The sequence below is a fragment of the Bradyrhizobium sp. RT6a genome (assembly GCF_040547675.1).
Classification (GTDB): Bacteria; Pseudomonadota; Alphaproteobacteria; order Rhizobiales; family Xanthobacteraceae; genus Bradyrhizobium.
The window spans coordinates 24,203-41,262 of record NZ_JBEPQC010000008.1; the positions used below are offsets into that span (position 1 = coordinate 24,203).

Sequence of the window (17,060 nt, forward strand, 5' to 3'; positions counted from 1 at the left end):
GCCACGTTCGGGCCGCCGTTTCTCATTGTTATGACGGGATTGTCCCCGAAATCATGGGAGATGAAAAGCGCATTGCGAGGGCGCGATACGGTGATCCCGCCGAAAAGCGCACGTGCGACAATTGGTCGTTTGGAGGCGTGCCGAGATACGGAATTTGCCTTTCGGCTGAGCCCTTACGCGACGCGGCGGACTGCGCTCAGCGTCTCGATCATGCGTCCGACCTCCGCGGCCGGGGAGGGCTTGCCGAAATAATATCCCTGCACGGCGGTGCAGCCGCATTCGCGGACGAAGTCGAGTTGTTCGATCGTCTCCACACCTTCTGCCGTGGTCTCGACGCCGAGCACCGAGCCGAGGCTGGCGATGGTGCGGACGATCGCCACACTCTCCGGGCTTTCGCCGAGCGTGCCGACAAAGGAGCGGTCGATCTTGATGCGGTCGAACGGAAACTTGCGCAAATAGCTCAGAGAAGAATAGCCGACGCCGAAATCGTCGAGGCTGACGCGCACCCCCAACGCGCGCAGCTGGTGCAGGATCCCGATCGTCGCCTCGCTGTCGTCGAGCAGCGCCGTCTCCGTGACCTCGAGCTCGAGCCGATGCGGTGGCAAGCCGGCCTCCGCAAGCGCGCTCGTGACCATTGTCACCAGCCCGCGCGAGCGGAACTGCACCGGCGACAAATTCACCGCGATGGTGAGATCGGGCCAGGTCGCGGCGGTCGCGCAGGCCAAGCGCAGCACCCACTCTCCGATCGGAACGATCAGCCCGTTCTCTTCCGCGATGGGAATGAATTCGGCCGGCGAGACGAGGCCACGCGTGGGATGTTTCCAGCGCAGCAACGCCTCGAAGCCGGTAAGTTCGGTGGTGTCGAGCCGCACCTGCGGCTGGAACGCCAGGTGGAATTCACGGGCCTCGAGTGCGCCGCGCAGATCGCGCTCCAGCGCGTGCCGGCTGCGAGCCTCTTCTTCCATTTGGGGCTCGAACAGCCGATAAGCGCCGCGCCCCTTCGCCTTGGCCTGGTACAGCGCAAGGTCGGCGCATTTCATCAGCTCGTCGGCATCGAGCCCGTGATCGGGCGCGATTGCGATGCCGACGGAGACGCCGACATGGATCGACTGGTTCTCCAGCGGCGGGGGGTGACCGATGATCTCCACCAGGCGGCGTGCGAGCCTTTCCGCCGATTGCGGCTGCGGTCCGCGCTGGAGAACCGCGAATTCGTCGCCACCGAGCCGCGCGACGGTGTCGTGCTCGCCGACATTCTCCTTCAGCCGCGCCGCGACCCAGCGCAACAGCCGGTCGCCGGCCGCGTGGCCGAGGCGGTCGTTGACGGTCTTGAAATTGTCGAGGTCGAAGCACAGCACGGCCATCGCGCCGCCGGCGATCGCGACCTGGTTCAGCCCCTCGCCCATCTTCTCGCGGAACAGTGTGCGGTTGGGCAGGTCGGTGAGCGAATCGTGCCGCGCCATGTGCGCCACGCGGGCCTGGGCCTTGTGACGCTCGGTGACGTCCTCATAGGTGACGACCCAGCCGCCATGCTCCATTCGCTTGTGATTGAGCTTGATGATGCGGCCGTCGCCCAAATAGCGGTGCAGCGTGTGCTCACCCTCGCGCAGCCTCTCGACATAGTCGGCATAAAGCTGCGCGGCGGTGGTGTTTGGATGGATGCCGAGCTCGCAGCTGTGCTCCATGATCTCGCGCATCGACACGCCCGGCTTCACCAATTCGGGCGACAGTCCGTACATCTCGATATAGCGCCGATTGCAGACGATGACGCGCAAGCTCGAATCGAGCATGCACAGACCCTGGCTCATGTTGTTCAGGGCCGCGTCGAAGCGCCGATACTGCTCGCTCAACTCCTCGACTGCGTGCTCGCGCTCGGTGATGTCCTCGTAGGTGGCCACAAAACCACCCTCGGCCAGGGCGCAATAGCGAACCGAGATCGTGGTATCATTCGACATCCGCCGGCGTATCGGCGAGGAGTTGCGGTTGGCAATCCTTGCGCTGGCGGCTTCCAGGAGTTGTTGCGGACTATACTCGGACGAGAACGCGCCGTTTGCCATCGAGCGTTCGATCAGTTCGCCGAGATGCGTGCCCGGCTTGGCTTCTTCCGGCGACAGCCGATAGATCTTCCGGTAGGTGGTGTTGCAGACGCGCAGGCGCATGTCGCTGTCGTAGAAGGCGAGCCCGTGCGCCATGTTCTCCAGCGCCGCATCGAGCATGAAGTTCTGCTGCCTCAGCATCTCCTCGTATTGCAGCCGCTCGGTAACGTCTTCGTGCACCGTCACCCAGCCGCCGTCGGGCAGGAAACGGGAGATCGCCTGCACCATCCGTCCGTCATAGCGCATCACCAGCAGGGTTTTCGCCTTCCTGGTGCGCACGTCCTCCAGCCTGGTGCCGTGGAATTCCTCGCCCGGCATGCCCGGCAGGTTGCCGCGCGACATCCAATGCTCGATCACCGTACAATGCGAGACGCCCGGCTTCACGATTTCAGGGTCGAGATTGTAGAGGTTCAAGAAGCGATCGTTGCAGACGACGACGCGGCTGTCGGCGCCGTACATGATCAATCCGTGCGACATGTTGGCGAGCGCGTGCTGGCTGCGCTCGGTCTGCACGCGCAGTTCCGCCTCGACCCGGGCGAGGCGGCTGACGTCGTCGCAGATCGTCATCCAGCCGCCGCCGGGAAGCGGCTTCAGCTCGAGCGCCATGACGAGGCCGCTCGCGAGCGTCTGTTGAGTCCGGAACGGCTGGCCGGTGGCGATCCGCGCCATGCGCTCGGCATAGAGTGTGTCGACTTCCCCCGCGGGGATGTTGCCGAGGGCCACGCTGTGGGCGAGCACGTCGCGGTAGCTCGTGCCGACCCGCACTTTCTCGGCCGACATGTTGAACAAGCTGAGATAGCGCTGATTGACCAGCACGATCCGGTTGCCGGCGTCGTAGACGCAGACGCCTTGCTCCATGTGGTCGAGCGCAAGCTGGCTCAGCCCGACCAGGGCCTTCGGGCCGTGATCGCGGCGTGCATCAAGCTCGTTGTCGCGGATCGACGTCATGGGGCGGCGGGGTCTCGGCGGGCAATAGACCTAACGCAAGGTAATTCAGTCGCCGAGGCTAGCGAAGAGGCGGGAAAATTCCCTTAAGCGCCGTAGTTTACGGAGGGTGACCAGGAGATGCAGGAATGCGTCGAATGTGGAGGGGCGTGCAAGGCGGCCTGCGTAATTGCGCGCTGGGCCCGGATGACATCTGGTTCAAAACACGAACTACGGCCCATACAGCACGAGTTCCGTATCCGTGAGGTCGGCGAGCTGCGGCCGGTGCGGGCCCTTGAAATATTTGCGGCCGCGACGCTCGGTGTAGATGCCGACGAGGCCGGGAACCGGGCCGTTGGAATCGACGGCGACCGCGATCTTGCCGAGCCGCAGCAGCAGCCGGCCGATGCGGCCCGCGCATTCGGTGTATTCGGCCGCGTTGCGGCAGTAGATCAGCTTCATCGCGGGCGGCGCAATGATGCCACGCCGGATGCGCACCGGTTGCAGGATGAAGGGGAACGTTCCATTTGGCGTGCGGCAGACGAGGCTGAGGCAATTGTAGCGCGCATGCCGCGTCAAGAGATCAGTCTCGGCATCGGAAAGCCCGTCGATCGTTTTGGCGTGCTGCGAGATGACCTCGATCTTGCTCCAGCGCGGGACCCGCGCCAGAGCAGGCACCGAGAAGAATATCCCCCTGCAATAGGCGCGAAAGCCCTGCGTCTCGATAATCGGCCAGGTCCACGGCGCCGGGCTGATGTTGAGATAGGTGACGTCCTTGTGCCGCTGCGCGATCTTGGTCAGGAGCGGGGCGTAGTTCCTGTAGGCCGGATCGACGTACCAGCTCGACAAATTGCACTGGATGGCGGTCTCATCGCCGTCCCTCCGCGCCGTGTAGATCAGCAGCAGCACGCCGACCGGCGTACCATCATTGTCGAGCATGTAGCCGAAGCGCGGGAAGCCGTCCGGTACCGGCCGGAAGGCTTGCCGGCGCAGGCCCTGAATCCAGTAGCCGCGCGAGCGGCCGACGAAGCCGCGCGTCAGCAAGTCCGCGACCGCATCGACGTCGGACTCGGTGATCTCGCGGCATCGGACCTTGGTATGGATCACGCTCGTCTTTCCCGTGGAAATGACCGGCCTCGTTCCGTTAGCGCCAGCCTTCGCCGTGGGCATCGGCCGCGATCTGCGGCTGCAGGCCCATGATCTCCCGCACCTTGGCGGGCCAAGCGGAAGGGTCGGTGCCGTGGGTGTGGAACATGGCGACGGCCAGGCGGTCCATGCCGAAGGCGACGCAGCCGGTATGGGCCGGCTCGCCATTGGCGTCCTGGATGTCCCAGGTCGTGCCGAAATGCTCGCGGTGATAATTGAAGCTCATGCAGGCGGTCGGCTGCTCTTCCGAGCGCAGCGGGATCAGCAGTTCGAACTTGAGCTGCTGCTGCTTCTGGCTCACGGCCTTCATCTGACCGACGCGGCCGAAGAACGGATCGCTGGCATAGTCGACGCGGAAGCTGAGACCGAGATCGGTCGCAATCGCTTGCGCGCGCACCATCCAGCGCTCGCGGAAATCAGCGACGTCATCGGGGCTGCCGATGCAGACATATTCCCGCATCCGGAACGATTGCAGCCGGTCGAGATGTTTTGACGGTTCACGGCGGAAGCAGTCGGCGGCGACGTCGAAACGCAGGCCACCCTTCGGCAACTGGCCGCGGCTCGCCGCGATCGGATAGACGGGGTAGCAGGCCGCCGGCGACAGCACGAGGTCTGCCGGCGAGAGCGAGCTGGTCCAGTCGCCGCCGGCATCAAAGCGGCTGACCGCGGCGTTGATCTCGCGCTCGGTGCCGTGCAGGCCGCAGACGCAGCCGAGCAGGTTCGGAAAGCTCTTGAGGTAGCCGGACTTCTCGAGCTGTGAACGGCTCATCACCGGTGGGAATCGCATCACCTCGGTGCCGGCTTCACGATGGCTCGTGATCAGTGCGGCGAGCCGCTCGACGATGCCCTCGTAAAGCGCGGTGCGGGCGTAGACGCCGTCCGAGCCCATGGGGTGGAACAGCTTGTCGGCGAGATGATCGAGCGGGTCCGCGATTTGCGGGGCGATCTCGGGCGAATTGGGGAGGACGGCAATGTTCATGGTTCGATGTCCTGCTATCTCAAAATTGTTCTTGTTGGTCTAGTCGTGAAGGCACGTCAGTCGTGAAGGCTCAAGGGTACGCCGCTCATCAGGGTCGACGTCGCGGCATTGGCCAGAATGCGGTCGTTGTTGATCATGATCGGCGACGACAGCACGTCGCGAAGATGGCGGCCCATGGTGAACTCACCGTCGTTGCGGTAGCCGGAAAGGCCTGCGGTGCGCATCGCATGCATCACGGTCTCGACCGCGAGCTCCGAGGCCTGCACCTTCAGAAGCGTGATCGAAGACTGGAAGTCGAGCGAGCCGAGCGCGCGTTCGTCGTGCTCGGCGCGAGCAAAGGCGTCGATATTGGCCGATATCAGCGCCCGCAGCTTGGCCAGCGACATCTTGGCGGCGGTGAAATGCGCGGCTGCCGGGGGCATCTGGCCGCCTGAGGTGCGGGCCGCCTTGCGGACGAAGGCCTGCGCACGTGTGACCGCGGCTGCAGCGATACCCGCCCAGGCCGAGGACCAGCACAGATGCGCGAACGGCGTCATGGTCTGGGCGTGGATCTTGTCGTAGGCTTCCGGAAAGACGCGGTCGGTCGGGCAGTCGACCTTCAGCTCGAAACCGGTCGAGCAGGTGCCGCGCATGCCGAGGGTTTCCCAGCCCAGCGTCCGCTTCAGCGAATAATCGTCCCTGGCGAGCGCCAGCAGCACCTGGTCGGACGCGGAAGCATCGGTGGCGCGGCGGGCGATGGTGACGAGGCCGTCGGCCTCGGCGCCGTAGGAGATCACGGTGGCGTCGCGCAGCAGCGAGACGGTGTCGCCTGCGACGTCGACGGCGGCTGCGCTGGCGCGGATGTTGCCGCCGTTCTGGCCTTCGGTGGTGGAGGAGGCGAGCAGCCACTGGTCGCGCGCGACCCGGCGCATCATGGTTTCCATCCAGGGGATGCCGTGGCCGTGCCTGACGACGCAGGCGACCTTTGTCGTGTGCATGGCGTAGATCATCGCCGTGGAGGCGCAGGCCCGTCCGAGCGTGTAGCAGACGTCGGTGACGTCGTGGATCGAGGCACCGAAGCCGCCGAACTCGGCCGGGATCATGACGCCGAGCAGCTTCTGCTCACGCGCGACATCGAAGGCCTTGTGGGGGAAGCGGGCATCGCGATCGACCCCCTCTGCGTCGGCAGCCGCCGTGGCAGCGGTTCGAGCGGCGCGTTCGACTAGGGAGGGACCCTGCTCGAGAAAGCTCGTCTGCGTCTCGTCGACAGTGAGGACTGCTTCACGCACGTTCATACTCGTCCGCCTCCGGTTTGCCGTTCAGGATCGCCGGCATCATTCGCGATGCCGCTTGAGCGATCCTTCGACCATCTTTGCTTATGAGATGAGGCTACGGATTTAATTCAAATTCGTCGATGAAATAGAAGGTAAACAAAGCCCAATTCCGAACGAACAGTTAAGTTCGGGTTGTTTGCATCGTCCGGATTCCCGCGATCGCATTAGGGATATGTAAGAAGCCATAAATCCAGACAATCTGAGTCATCGTTTACTAAGAAACGCGAAGTAATGGTGGTGTCCATTGCGGGATCGGCCTGCCGTGCCCATCGTAGCCGGCAACCGGTCCGACCTTTGTCGACAGATGGGAATTTACCGATGCAGGCTTTCGATACCGAATTGCGCAATCGCATCATCAAGCTGGTGAAGGGCATCCTCGCCCAGAACGCGCTCTCCGCCGACGTCACGCCGCAGGCCAAGCTTGTCGACGTCGGCCTGACCTCGATGGACATGGTCAATCTGATGCTCGGTGTCGAAGCCGAGTTCGACTTCACGATTCCCCAGGCCGAGATCACACCGGAGAACTTCCAGTCCGTCGAGACGCTGGAGCGCATGGTCTCGGCTCAGCTGCAGTCGGCGGCCGCGGCTTAGTCAGGCGCGCTGGCGCGCGTCCTCCTGACGGCACTTCCCGCCCCATCACCCGTTCCAAAACCCACATAAAACTGGCATAGCTTCTCCACGGAATCGCGAAGGCGCGAACGGGGTGGAGCAAGCATGACGCAGGCGGTATTGGGCATCATCGGCGGTTCCGGCATCTACGATCTGCCGGGGCTGAAGGATGCTCGCGAAGAGGTGATCAACAGCCCCTGGGGTGAGCCGTCGGCGCCCCTGCGGCGCGGCTCCATTGCCGGCCTGCCGATCGTGTTCCTGCCGCGCCACGACAAGGGCCACCGGCTCTCGCCCTCCGACATCAATTATCGCGCCAATATCGACGTCCTCAAGCGCGCCGGCGTCACCGACCTGATCTCGCTGTCGGCCTGTGGCTCGTTCAGGGAGGAGCTGCCGCCGGGAACCTTCGTTCTCGTCGACCAGTTCGTCGATCGCACCCACAAGCGCGAGAGCTCGTTTTTCGGGAGGGGATGCGTCGCGCATGTGTCGATGGCGCACCCGGTCTCGCCGCGGCTGCGCATCCATCTTGCCACGGCGGCCGAAGCCGAGGGCATCGCGTTTGCGCGCGGCGGCACCTATGTCTGCATGGAGGGACCGCAATTCTCGACCTATGCGGAAAGCACGACCTACAAGACGCTGGGCTATTCCGTGATCGGCATGACCAACATGCCCGAAGCGAAGCTCGCGCGTGAGGCCGAGCTTTGCTACGCAACCGTTGCGATGGTGACGGATTTCGATTGCTGGCATCCCGATCACGACGCCGTCACCGTGCAGGACATCATCCGCGTTCTTAGCTCGAATGCCGATAAGGCAAAAGCGCTGGTGGCGCGGCTGGCGAAAGACTTCCCGCGCGAGCATGAGCCGTGCCCGATCGGCTCGGACCGCGCGCTCGATACTGCGCTGATCACCGCGCCCGAGGCGCGCGATCCCGAGCTCTTGAAGAAGCTCGATGCGGTGGCCGGGCGCATCCTGCGAACGTGATACGAAAGGCAGAATGCCATGAAGGTCGACGGCAAGCATTTCCGCAGCATCTGGCGTGAGCGCGACGGCTGGTCGGTCGGAGCGATCGACCAGCGCCGGCTGCCGCACGAGTTCATCGTTGCGAAGCTGACCTCATGCGAGGACGCGGCCCTCGCCATCCGCGACATGCTGGTGCGCGGTGCGCCGCTGATTGGCGCGACCGCAGCTTACGGCATGGCGCTCGCGATGCGCGAGGACGCCTCCGACGCCGGCCTGAAGCGTGCCTACGACACGCTCGTAGTGGCGCGGCCGACCGCGATCAATCTGAAATGGGCGCTGGACGAGATGCGCGCGAGCCTCGCGCCGATCGATCCGCTGGAGCGCGCCGAAGCTGCCTATGCGCGCGCCGACGAGATCGTCGAGCAGGACGTCGAGATCAACCGTGGCATCGCCGGCAACGGCCTGAAACTCATCGAGGCGATCGTCGCAAAGAAGAAGCCGGGCGAGACCGTCAATTTGCTGACCCATTGCAATGCCGGATGGCTCGCGACCGTCGACTGGGGCACGGCGACGGCGCCAATCTATCTCGCGCATGAGCGCGGCATCAAGATCCATGTCTGGGTCGACGAGACGCGTCCGCGCAACCAGGGCGCCTCGCTCACGGCCTGGGAGCTCGGCCATCACGGCGTGGCGCATACGGTGATTCCCGACAACACCGGCGGGCATCTGATGCAGCACGGCATGGTCGATCTCGCCATCGTCGGCACTGATCGCGTTGCCGCCAATGGCGACGTCTGCAACAAGATCGGCACATATTTGAAGGCGCTCGCCGCTCACGACAACAACGTGCCGTTCTATGTCGCGCTGCCGTCGCCGACGATCGATTTCGCCGTTGATGACGGCATCCGCGACATCCCTATCGAGCAGCGCAGCGGAACAGAAGTCACCGACATGACCGGCCGCACCGCAGACGGAAGACTTGAGACGGTGCGCATCGTGCCAGAGGGCTCGCCGGTCGCGAATTATGCCTTCGACGTCACCCCGGCGCGGCTCGTCACCGGCCTCATCACCGAGCGCGGCGTATTGAAACCCGACCGTGCGTCGCTGGCTGCGGCGTTTCCGGAACGGATCGCCGCCGCGGCGGAGTAGGTCTGGTTCGGCGATGTCTCGCCGCGGTCGTCATTGCGAGCGCAGCGAAACAATCCAGAATCGTTCCGCAGCAGCAGTCTGGATTGCTTCGCTGCGCTCGCAATGACGGAGAAAGAGGCTCTAGCTCAGCTTCAATCCCGTTGCTGCCTCGAGCTCGGCGATCGCCTGGGCGCCGCTGGTGACCTTGATCGTTGTCATGCCCATCTCGCGTGCCGGCTTCAGATTGACGCCGAGATCGTCGAGATAGACGCAATTCTTCGGATCAACCTTCAGCGTCTCGACCATCAGCTGATAGATGCGCGGGTCGGGCTTGCGCAGGCCGATCTTGGCGGACTCAATGACATGGTCGAACAGCACCATCACCTCGGCGACATAGAGTGAACGCCCGGTCATGCTGCCGATCGCATTGGCCGGCAGATTGTTGGTAATACAGCCGGTCTTGAATTGCGCCTTGATGCGCTTCAGCGCTTCGACCATCTCGGGGCGCAGATCGCCCTGGAGCAACGGCAGCACATCGCGGCCGCGCACCTCCGCGCCGAGCGCCAGCGACTCCGTCGCGAACAAATGATCGAACGTGTCGATATCGACCTCGGCGCGCTCGAACTTGGCCCAGGCATTTTCCAGATGATTGGCGGCGTTGGTGCGCCGGATGATGTCGATGGGCAGGCCACGCTCTGTCTCGAACCGCGTGAACGCTTCGAACGGCGAACTCGTCAGCACGCCACCAAAATCAAAGATCACAGCCTCGATCGTCAAGATCCCGCCCTCGTCTGTTCCTTTCCAAGAGCGCTAGCATGCGCTATCGGCAAGGGCCAGTCCGAAGCAATCCCACCGCCGTCAACGATGCCGACACCGAAGCGTGTTCCCATGAAAAAGCTCGTAACCCTCATTACATCCGCGCTGCTGCTCGCCACGCCCGCCTATGCCATCGTTGGTGGCGGCACTCCGCAGGCCGATGGTGTCGCGCGCGCCGTCGTCACCATCGTCGGCTCCCGCGGCAATTTCTGTACCGGCACCCTGGTTGCGCCAAAGCTGGTGCTCACCGTTGCTCACTGCGTGCAGCCAGGCGCGGACTACAAGATCGTCGATCGCGGCACCGACGGGCAGCCGCAATTGCTGAACGTCCGCACCGTCGCGATCCATCCGAATTTCAACATGCAGGCAATGCAGGCGCATCGCGCTACCGCCGACGTGGCGCTGCTGCAATTGGAAATTCCACTCAAGGGAAAATCGATGGTGCCGGTCGGGACGCCGAATATACCGATCCAGGTCGGCAGACGCTTCGTCATCGCCGGTATTGGCGTCACAGTGCGTGGCGACGGCAAGAGTGGCGGCGCGACGCGTGTTGCCGGCCTCGTCGCTACGGGTCAGCCCGGCACGCTCCAGATCCGGCTGGTCGACCCCGTAACCAACGGTGTTCGCGACGGAATTGGCGCCTGCACCGGTGATTCCGGCGGTCCCGTGTTCGAGGACAAGCCGACCGGATCCGTGCTCGTCGGCGTCATCAGCTGGTCCACGGGGCCGAACGGAGCCGCCGGCTGCGGCGGGCTGACCGGGGTCACGCCGCTCACGCTGTATCGCGACTGGATCTTGCAGACCGCGCGGAGCTGGGGTGCGGCGCTGTGATTTGACCGCGTCCTGATCTATGTCATCTTGAAGCGGAAGCGCGATGGGCAACCACGTCCGTCGCGGAGGAAACGCGCCGCCCAATCAAGGGCGGCCACAAAAACAAGCAAGGCATAGAAGCAACAATGAATGTCGCTGTTCGCAGTCACGCCACGGCCAAACAGGCTTCTGAACATTTCGACGTGCTGATCGTCGGCGCCGGTATCTCGGGCATCGGTAGCGCCTATCACATGACCAGGCAGCTTCCGGGTGCGAGCTTCGTCATCCTGGAAACGCAGGCGACGTTCGGCGGCACCTGGACCACGCATCGCTATCCCGGGATCCGCTCCGACAGCGATCTCCACACATTCGGCTATAGCTTCAAGCCCTGGGTCGGGCCGCCGATCGCGACCGCCGAGGAAATCCTCGCCTACATGAACGAGGTGATCGACGAAAATGATATCGCGCGGCATATCCGCTACAAGCACAAGATCAATTCGGCGAGCTGGTCGAGCGAGCAGAACCTCTGGACCATCGAGGCGGTGACGACCGACACTGGCGAGCCAAAAACCTTCACGGCGAACTTTCTCTGGATGTGCCAGGGCTATTACCGCCATTCGGAAGGCTATACGCCGGAATGGAAGGGCACGGACCGCTTCAAGGGCCGCATCGTTCATCCGCAGACCTGGCCTGATGATATCGACCTCGCGAACAAGAAGGTCGTCGTGATCGGCTCCGGCGCGACGGCGGCGACGCTGGTGCCGAACATCGCCGACAAATGCGCGCATGTCACGATGCTGCAGCGTTCGCCGACCTATTTCCGTCTCGGGCGCAACGCCATCGAGATCGCGGAGGAGCTGCGCCGGCTGCAGGTCGACGAGGCCTGGATCCACGAGATAGTCCGCCGCAAGATCCTGTTCGAGCAGGACGCCTTCACGAAACTCTGCATCTCCAAGCCCGAGCAGGTGAAGAAGGAGCTGATCGGCCAGATCAGCGCGGTGCTCGGTCCGGAGTACGATGTCGACACCCATTTTACACCGAGCTATCGGCCGTGGCGGCAGCGCATCGCCTTCGTGCCCGATGCCGATCTGTTCAAGGGCATCGCAAGTGGCAAGGCGTCCGTCGTCACCGACGAGATCGAGTGTTTCGTCGGGAACGGCATCCAGCTCAAATCCGGCAAGCTGCTCGAAGCCGACATCATCGTCACCGCAACCGGATTCAATCTCGCGGCGCTCGGCGACATCGCCTTCGAGGTCGACGGCAAGCCGCTCGACTTCGGCGACACCGTCACCTATCGCGGCATGATGTTCACGGGCGTGCCGAACATGGTCTGGGTGTTCGGCTATTTCCGCGCCAGCTGGACGCTGCGCGTCGACCTCGTCGCCGACTTCGTCTGCCGCCTGCTCGGTCACATGAAGGCCAAAGGCAAGAAGAAGGTCGAGGTCAAGTTACGCGCCGAAGACCACAACATGCCGATCCTGCCCTGGATCGATCCGGAAAACTTCAACCCCGGCTACATGATGCGCAACATGGACCTGCTGCCCAAGCGCGGGGACAAGCCGGAATGGCAGCACAGCCAGGATTACTGGACCGAAAAGGACGAGATCCCGAAGACGGATCTGGATGGCGGGGAGTTTGTGTACGGGTGAGGAGAGGCAGGCGTCGCTATAAGCTTCTCCGTCGTCCTGGCGAAAGCCAGGACCCATTACCCCAGGGAGAAGTTGCGGCGCGAGCTTGTCATCAAGAATCGTCGCCAAACCACGTACTGTGGTAATGGGTCCTGGATCGGCGCTCCGCTTCGCTGCGCTTGTCCAGGACGACGGCGGTGGAGGCGTCAGGAATTCCTTCTTGTCGCATTCGTTGCAATCGCCGCCGCCGCAGTCCGGTTCTCGACCCCGAGCTTGGAGTAGATCTGCTCGAGATGCTTGTCGACCGTGCGCGGGCTCAAGCCCAAAATCTGCGCGATGTCGCGGTTGGTCTTGCCCTTGCTGAGCCAGGCCAGCACCTCGCCTTCGCGGGTGGTGAGGCCGAGCTCGCTGGTGAATTCGGGTGGCGGCGCGGTGCCGGACTCCCTGGACAGCCGAAGCAGAAACTCGTTCGGCGCGGTCTCGCCCATGTAGTACAGCCGGAGCTGAGGATTGTCGGGCAGGGAAGCCGCCTGAGATTTCGAGCTGCCCTTGCCCTTGGCCTGCTCCAGCCATTGCAGCAATGATACTGGCAGGACGAAGTCGTCGTCGGTCTGCGCGCCGTGGTGGTCCGCCAGCAGCTTCTGCGCCTGCGGGGTCGCCCACAACAATTTGCCCTGGCGGTTGACCGCGAACAGGAATCGGCCGGAGACGTCAAGCGCGGCGCGTGCGCTTTGCGTCAGCCGCGCATTGCCGAGATGAACGCGGATGCGCGCCAGCATCTCCTCGATCACGATCGGCTTGGTCACGTAGTCGACGCCGCCGGCCTCCAGCCCGCGCACGATGTGCTCCGTCTCGGCGAGCCCCGTCATGAATATCACCGGGACATTGGCAAGGCCCGCATCGCGCTTGAGGCGGCGGCAGGTCTCGAACCCGTCCATGCCAGGCATCACCGCGTCGAGCAGCACGATGTCAGGCGTGATCTGGTCGACGATGCGCATTGCGGCCGCGCCGTCGAGCGCCACCATTACCGTCATCCCGGCGCTGTCGAGCGCGTCGGTAAGCAGCCGCAGCGTCTCGGGGGAGTCGTCGACAACGAGCGCGACGTCGCGCTTTTTCGACTCAGTGCTCATACGCATGCAACGTCTTCAATGTGGCCATGTACTGGTCGAGATCGAAGCGGTCGATCAGCGACCGCATTTCCGCGACGAAGTCGGCATGTTCGGGGTGCTCACTGCCGATCTCGTCCAGCTTCAACTGGATAGCCTTGACGTAGCCGATCTGACCGAGCCCGATCAGCGCCTCGATGTGTCGTACAGGCGGCCGCGAGCCGCTCTCCGGCCGCCATAGCGGCACGGCGATCTCGTCCGAGCCGTATTGCCATTCGATCTTGAGAAGCTGGCGGATGCCTTCCAAAAGCCTGGGAATGTCGATCGGCTTCATCAGATAGCCGTCGTGGAAAGGCTGCGCCAGCGGTGCGCCGTGGGCCTCGAGCGCGCTGGCGGACACCATCAGGATGCGCGCCTGATGGTGGCCGTTCGCGCGCAACGTCTCTGCGACCGTCCAGCCATCCATACCAGGCATGGAGATATCGAGCAAAAACAGATCGGGCCGGCAGTGCTGGGCCAGCGCCAGGCAGCCAGGTCCGTCCGGCGCGCTGAGCAGGATGAAGCCGAGTGGTGTCAACACCTCGCGCAGGAGGTCGCGATGCACGGGATCGTCGTCGGTAATGAGGATGGTCTTGCGCGTGCCGTGATAGCCGGAGATCGGGGCCTCCACCGGCGCAATGCGCTGCGGATTGGTGACTTCCGAGAGCAGCATCTTGACCTTGAACGTGCTGCCGCTGCCGACCGTGCTCGAGACCTTGATGTCGCCGCCCATGACGCCGGCGAGCAGCCGGCTGATGGTCAGGCCCAGCCCGGTCCCGGTCTGCGGCTGCGAGACACCGAGCGCGCCGCGTTCGAAAGGTGCGAAGATGCGTTCGAGATCGTCGCCCTGGATGCCGGGGCCGGTGTCGATCACCTCGAACTCGGCGACCGGGCTGCGATAGTGCACCACGAACTGCACACTGCCGGCCTGGGTGAACTTGATCGCGTTGGACAGCAGATTGATCAGCACCTGGCGCAGCCGCTTCTCGTCGGCATAGACCACGACCGGCAAATGCGCCGGCCGCCTGAACACGAAGTCGATGCTCTTGGCCGCGGCTTGAAGGCGGAACATGCCGACGAGCTGGTCGAGGAATTCGCTCAGGCGCACCTCGTCGCGCGACAGGTACAGCCGCCCCGCCTCGATCTTGGAGATGTCCAGAATGCCGTCGATCAGGCCGGAGAGGTGATCGGCACTGCGGCGGACGACGCGGACCTGGTCGCGCGGCTTGGTGCTGAGCGTCGTGTCCTGCTCCAGGAGTTGGGCATAGCCGCTGATCGCATTGAGCGGCGAGCGCAGCTCGTGGCTCAGGCCCACCACGTAGCGGCTCTTGGCGAGGTTGGCGGATTCGGCGATTTCCTTGGCGCGCTGGAGCTCGGCGTCGGTGCGCTTGTGTGCGTCGATCTCCTGGATCAGCAGCGTGGTCTGGCGCCGGGTCTCGGCCTCTGCGGCCCGTCTGCTCTGCTGCGCCAGCACGAACAGCCAGGCCACCACGCCGATGATGATGCTGAGTGAGAAGAACACCTTCCAGAGCACGTTGGAGACGAGCATGTTCTCGCCAGGCACGCTGACCGAGGTCTGGAGGTAGATCAGCCCCAACACCAGCGCGACGAGGCCAGCCGAGACCATGAACACACCGATGTAGTGACCGAACTGCGAATTGATCCGCTGATAGATCGGCTGCGGCAAGATCCTGGCGAGCGCGTCGGCGAATTGCACCTGCGCGCGCGCATGCGGTTTGCATAGGTCATGGCAGCGCGCGTCGAGCGAGCAGCACAGCGAGCAGATCGGGCCGGCATAGGCAGGACAGGAGGTCATGTCCTCCGGCTCGAAATGGTGCTCGCAGATGCAGCACTGGATCGATTCGATATTGGCCCAGCTCCTCTTCGGCTTGCGCGCGATGTAGTATTTTCCGTCGGTGAGCCAGGCGATGACGGGTGCGGTGACGAAGGCGACCGTCAGCGCGACAAAGGCCGCGAGCGCTTTCATGGTCGAGCCGAACAGGCCGTAGAATGCCGCGATCGAGACGATGGTCGCGATCGTCATCGCGCCGACGCCGACCGGATTGATGTCGTAGAGATGGGCGCGCTTGAACTCCATCTGCGGCGGGCGCAGGCCGAGCGGCTTGTTGACCACGAGATCGGACACCAGCGCGCCGACCCAGGCGATCGCGACATTGGAATAGAGCGCCAGCGTCTGCTCCAGCGCCTTGTAGACGCCGATTTCCATCAGCAGCAGCGCCACCATCACGTTGAACACCAGCCAGACGACCCGGCCGGGGTGGCTATGCGTCAGACGCGAGAAGAAGTTCGACCAGGCGATTGAGCCTGCATAGGCGTTGGTGACGTTGATCTTGAGCTGCGACAGGATCACGAACGCGCCGGTGAGTGCCAAGGCCATGTCCGGTTGCGACAGCACGTAGCGAAACGCTTCGAGATACATGTGCGCAGGCTCGGCGGCCAGCTCGCTGGAGAGACCGTGGCTCAGCGCGAAGAAGGCGAGAAACGAGCCCAATAGCAGTTTCAGCGCGCCGAAGATGATCCAGCCGGGGCCCGCGATCAGCAGGGCGGTCCACCACGACGTTCGCGAGGTGCGGCGGTCGCGCGGCAGGAACCTGAGGAAGTCGACCTGTTCGCCGATCTGGGCCACCAGCGAAAACACCACGGAGGATGCGACACCGAACAGCAGCAGATCGAAATGTCCGCTGGGGTCGCCGTGCTCGCCGGCGAATTTGCGCCATTCCGTGAACGAGTAAGGATTGGCCCAGGCGATCGCGGCAAAGGGCAGGATGTGCAGGATGATCCAGATCGGCTGCGTCCAAAGCTGGAAGCGGCTGATCAGCGTGATGCCGTAGGTGACAAGCGGGATGATCGCGACCGCGCTGATGAGGTAGCCGATCGGGCGGGGAATGCCGAAGCACATCTCAAGCGCCGTGGCCAGGATCACCGCCTCGATCGCGAAGAAGATGAAGGTGAAGGAGGCGTAGATCAGCGAGGTGACGGTCGAGCCGATATAGCCGAAGCCGGCGCCGCGGGTGAGCAGGTCAATGTCGATGCCGCATTTGGCGGCATAATAGGCAATCGGAACGCCGCAGCAGAAGATGATGGTGGAGACGACGAGGATCGCTGCGGTGGCGTTTGTGACGCCGTAGTTCAGGGTGATTGTGCCGCCGATCGCCTCCAGCGCCAGAAAGGAGATGGCGCCGAGTGCAGTGTTGGCTACGCGAGCGGCGGACCAACGGCGCGCGCTCTTGGCGGTGAAGCGCAGCGCGTAGTCTTCCAGCGTCTGGTTGGCGACCCATTGGTTGTACTGGCGCCTGACGCGATCTATTCGCTGCCGCCCTGCCACTTAAGCCCCACTCCCACTCCCGAACTTACCGGACCCCTCGCAAAACCCGTACCAAAAGCCTACGTCGTCATTTTGCGGTGCAGTATACGCGATCTTGCGTATGCTTGCAGTGCACAAATTCGAGCCATCCTCACGGCACCAATCGCGTGTCCTCGAACAACAG

Annotated in this window: 12 protein-coding genes; 5 read left to right on the forward strand and 7 right to left on the reverse strand. The window is 63.7% G+C overall.

Translation table 11 applies throughout. The annotated features are described in order from the left end of the window. Positions 1-173: 173 nt before the first annotated feature. From ABIC03_RS31065 to ABIC03_RS31080, 4 genes are all read right to left on the reverse strand, one after another. On the reverse strand, positions 174-3,041 hold the full coding sequence (locus ABIC03_RS31065; protein WP_354063757.1) for a PAS-domain containing protein: 2,868 nt from the start codon (positions 3,039-3,041) through the stop codon (positions 174-176). Between the two features lie 207 nt (positions 3,042-3,248). After that, complete coding sequence (locus tag ABIC03_RS31070; RefSeq protein ID WP_275168567.1) at positions 3,249-4,124, reverse strand: acyl-CoA acyltransferase; 876 nt, start codon at positions 4,122-4,124, stop codon at positions 3,249-3,251. A gap of 37 nt (positions 4,125-4,161) precedes the next feature. Beyond that, positions 4,162-5,142 (reverse strand): amino acid--[acyl-carrier-protein] ligase, encoded by a 981-nt coding sequence (locus ABIC03_RS31075; protein WP_275168565.1) that lies wholly within the window; start codon positions 5,140-5,142, stop codon positions 4,162-4,164. A 56-nt stretch (positions 5,143-5,198) separates the two neighbouring features. Next, positions 5,199-6,416: an acyl-CoA dehydrogenase family protein gene (locus ABIC03_RS31080; protein WP_275168563.1), complete on the reverse strand. Its 1,218-nt coding sequence runs from the start codon at positions 6,414-6,416 to the stop codon at positions 5,199-5,201. Between the two features lie 357 nt (positions 6,417-6,773). Between ABIC03_RS31080 and ABIC03_RS31085 the strand changes: the two genes are divergently transcribed. From ABIC03_RS31085 to mtnA, 3 genes are all read left to right on the forward strand, one after another. After that, positions 6,774-7,046, forward strand: coding sequence for a phosphopantetheine-binding protein (locus ABIC03_RS31085; RefSeq protein WP_354063760.1), 273 nt, complete (start codon positions 6,774-6,776; stop codon positions 7,044-7,046). Between the two features lie 123 nt (positions 7,047-7,169). After that, complete coding sequence (locus tag ABIC03_RS31090) at positions 7,170-8,045, forward strand: S-methyl-5'-thioadenosine phosphorylase (protein ID WP_354063762.1); 876 nt, start codon at positions 7,170-7,172, stop codon at positions 8,043-8,045. An 18-nt stretch (positions 8,046-8,063) separates the two neighbouring features. Then, positions 8,064-9,173, forward strand: a complete 1,110-nt coding sequence (gene mtnA, locus ABIC03_RS31095) for an S-methyl-5-thioribose-1-phosphate isomerase (protein ID WP_354063764.1) — start codon at positions 8,064-8,066, stop codon at positions 9,171-9,173. Between the two features lie 120 nt (positions 9,174-9,293). On the opposite strand, the gene ABIC03_RS31100 is transcribed toward mtnA, so the two are convergent. Further along, on the reverse strand, positions 9,294-9,929 hold the full coding sequence (locus tag ABIC03_RS31100; RefSeq protein WP_354063766.1) for an HAD-IA family hydrolase: 636 nt from the start codon (positions 9,927-9,929) through the stop codon (positions 9,294-9,296). Positions 9,930-10,040: 111 nt separating this feature from the next. On the opposite strand from ABIC03_RS31100, the gene ABIC03_RS31105 reads away from it, so the two are divergent. Together ABIC03_RS31105 and ABIC03_RS31110 are read left to right on the forward strand one after the other, a co-directional pair. Beyond that, on the forward strand, positions 10,041-10,799 hold the full coding sequence (locus ABIC03_RS31105) for a S1 family peptidase (protein ID WP_354063768.1): 759 nt from the start codon (positions 10,041-10,043) through the stop codon (positions 10,797-10,799). Between the two features lie 125 nt (positions 10,800-10,924). Beyond that, positions 10,925-12,427 carry a flavin-containing monooxygenase gene (locus ABIC03_RS31110; RefSeq protein ID WP_354063770.1) on the forward strand — a complete coding sequence of 501 codons (1,503 nt, stop codon included), beginning with the start codon at positions 10,925-10,927 and terminating at the stop codon, positions 12,425-12,427. Positions 12,428-12,612: 185 nt separating this feature from the next. On the opposite strand, the gene ABIC03_RS31115 is transcribed toward ABIC03_RS31110, so the two are convergent. Both ABIC03_RS31115 and ABIC03_RS31120 read right to left on the reverse strand, forming a co-directional pair. Then, positions 12,613-13,542 carry a response regulator gene (locus tag ABIC03_RS31115; protein WP_247475079.1) on the reverse strand — a complete coding sequence of 310 codons (930 nt, stop codon included), beginning with the start codon at positions 13,540-13,542 and terminating at the stop codon, positions 12,613-12,615. Beyond that, on the reverse strand, positions 13,526-16,897 hold the full coding sequence (locus ABIC03_RS31120) for a hybrid sensor histidine kinase/response regulator (protein ID WP_275168552.1): 3,372 nt from the start codon (positions 16,895-16,897) through the stop codon (positions 13,526-13,528). Before ABIC03_RS31120 ends, ABIC03_RS31115 begins: the two co-directional genes overlap by 17 nt. Positions 16,898-17,060 lie beyond the last annotated feature (163 nt).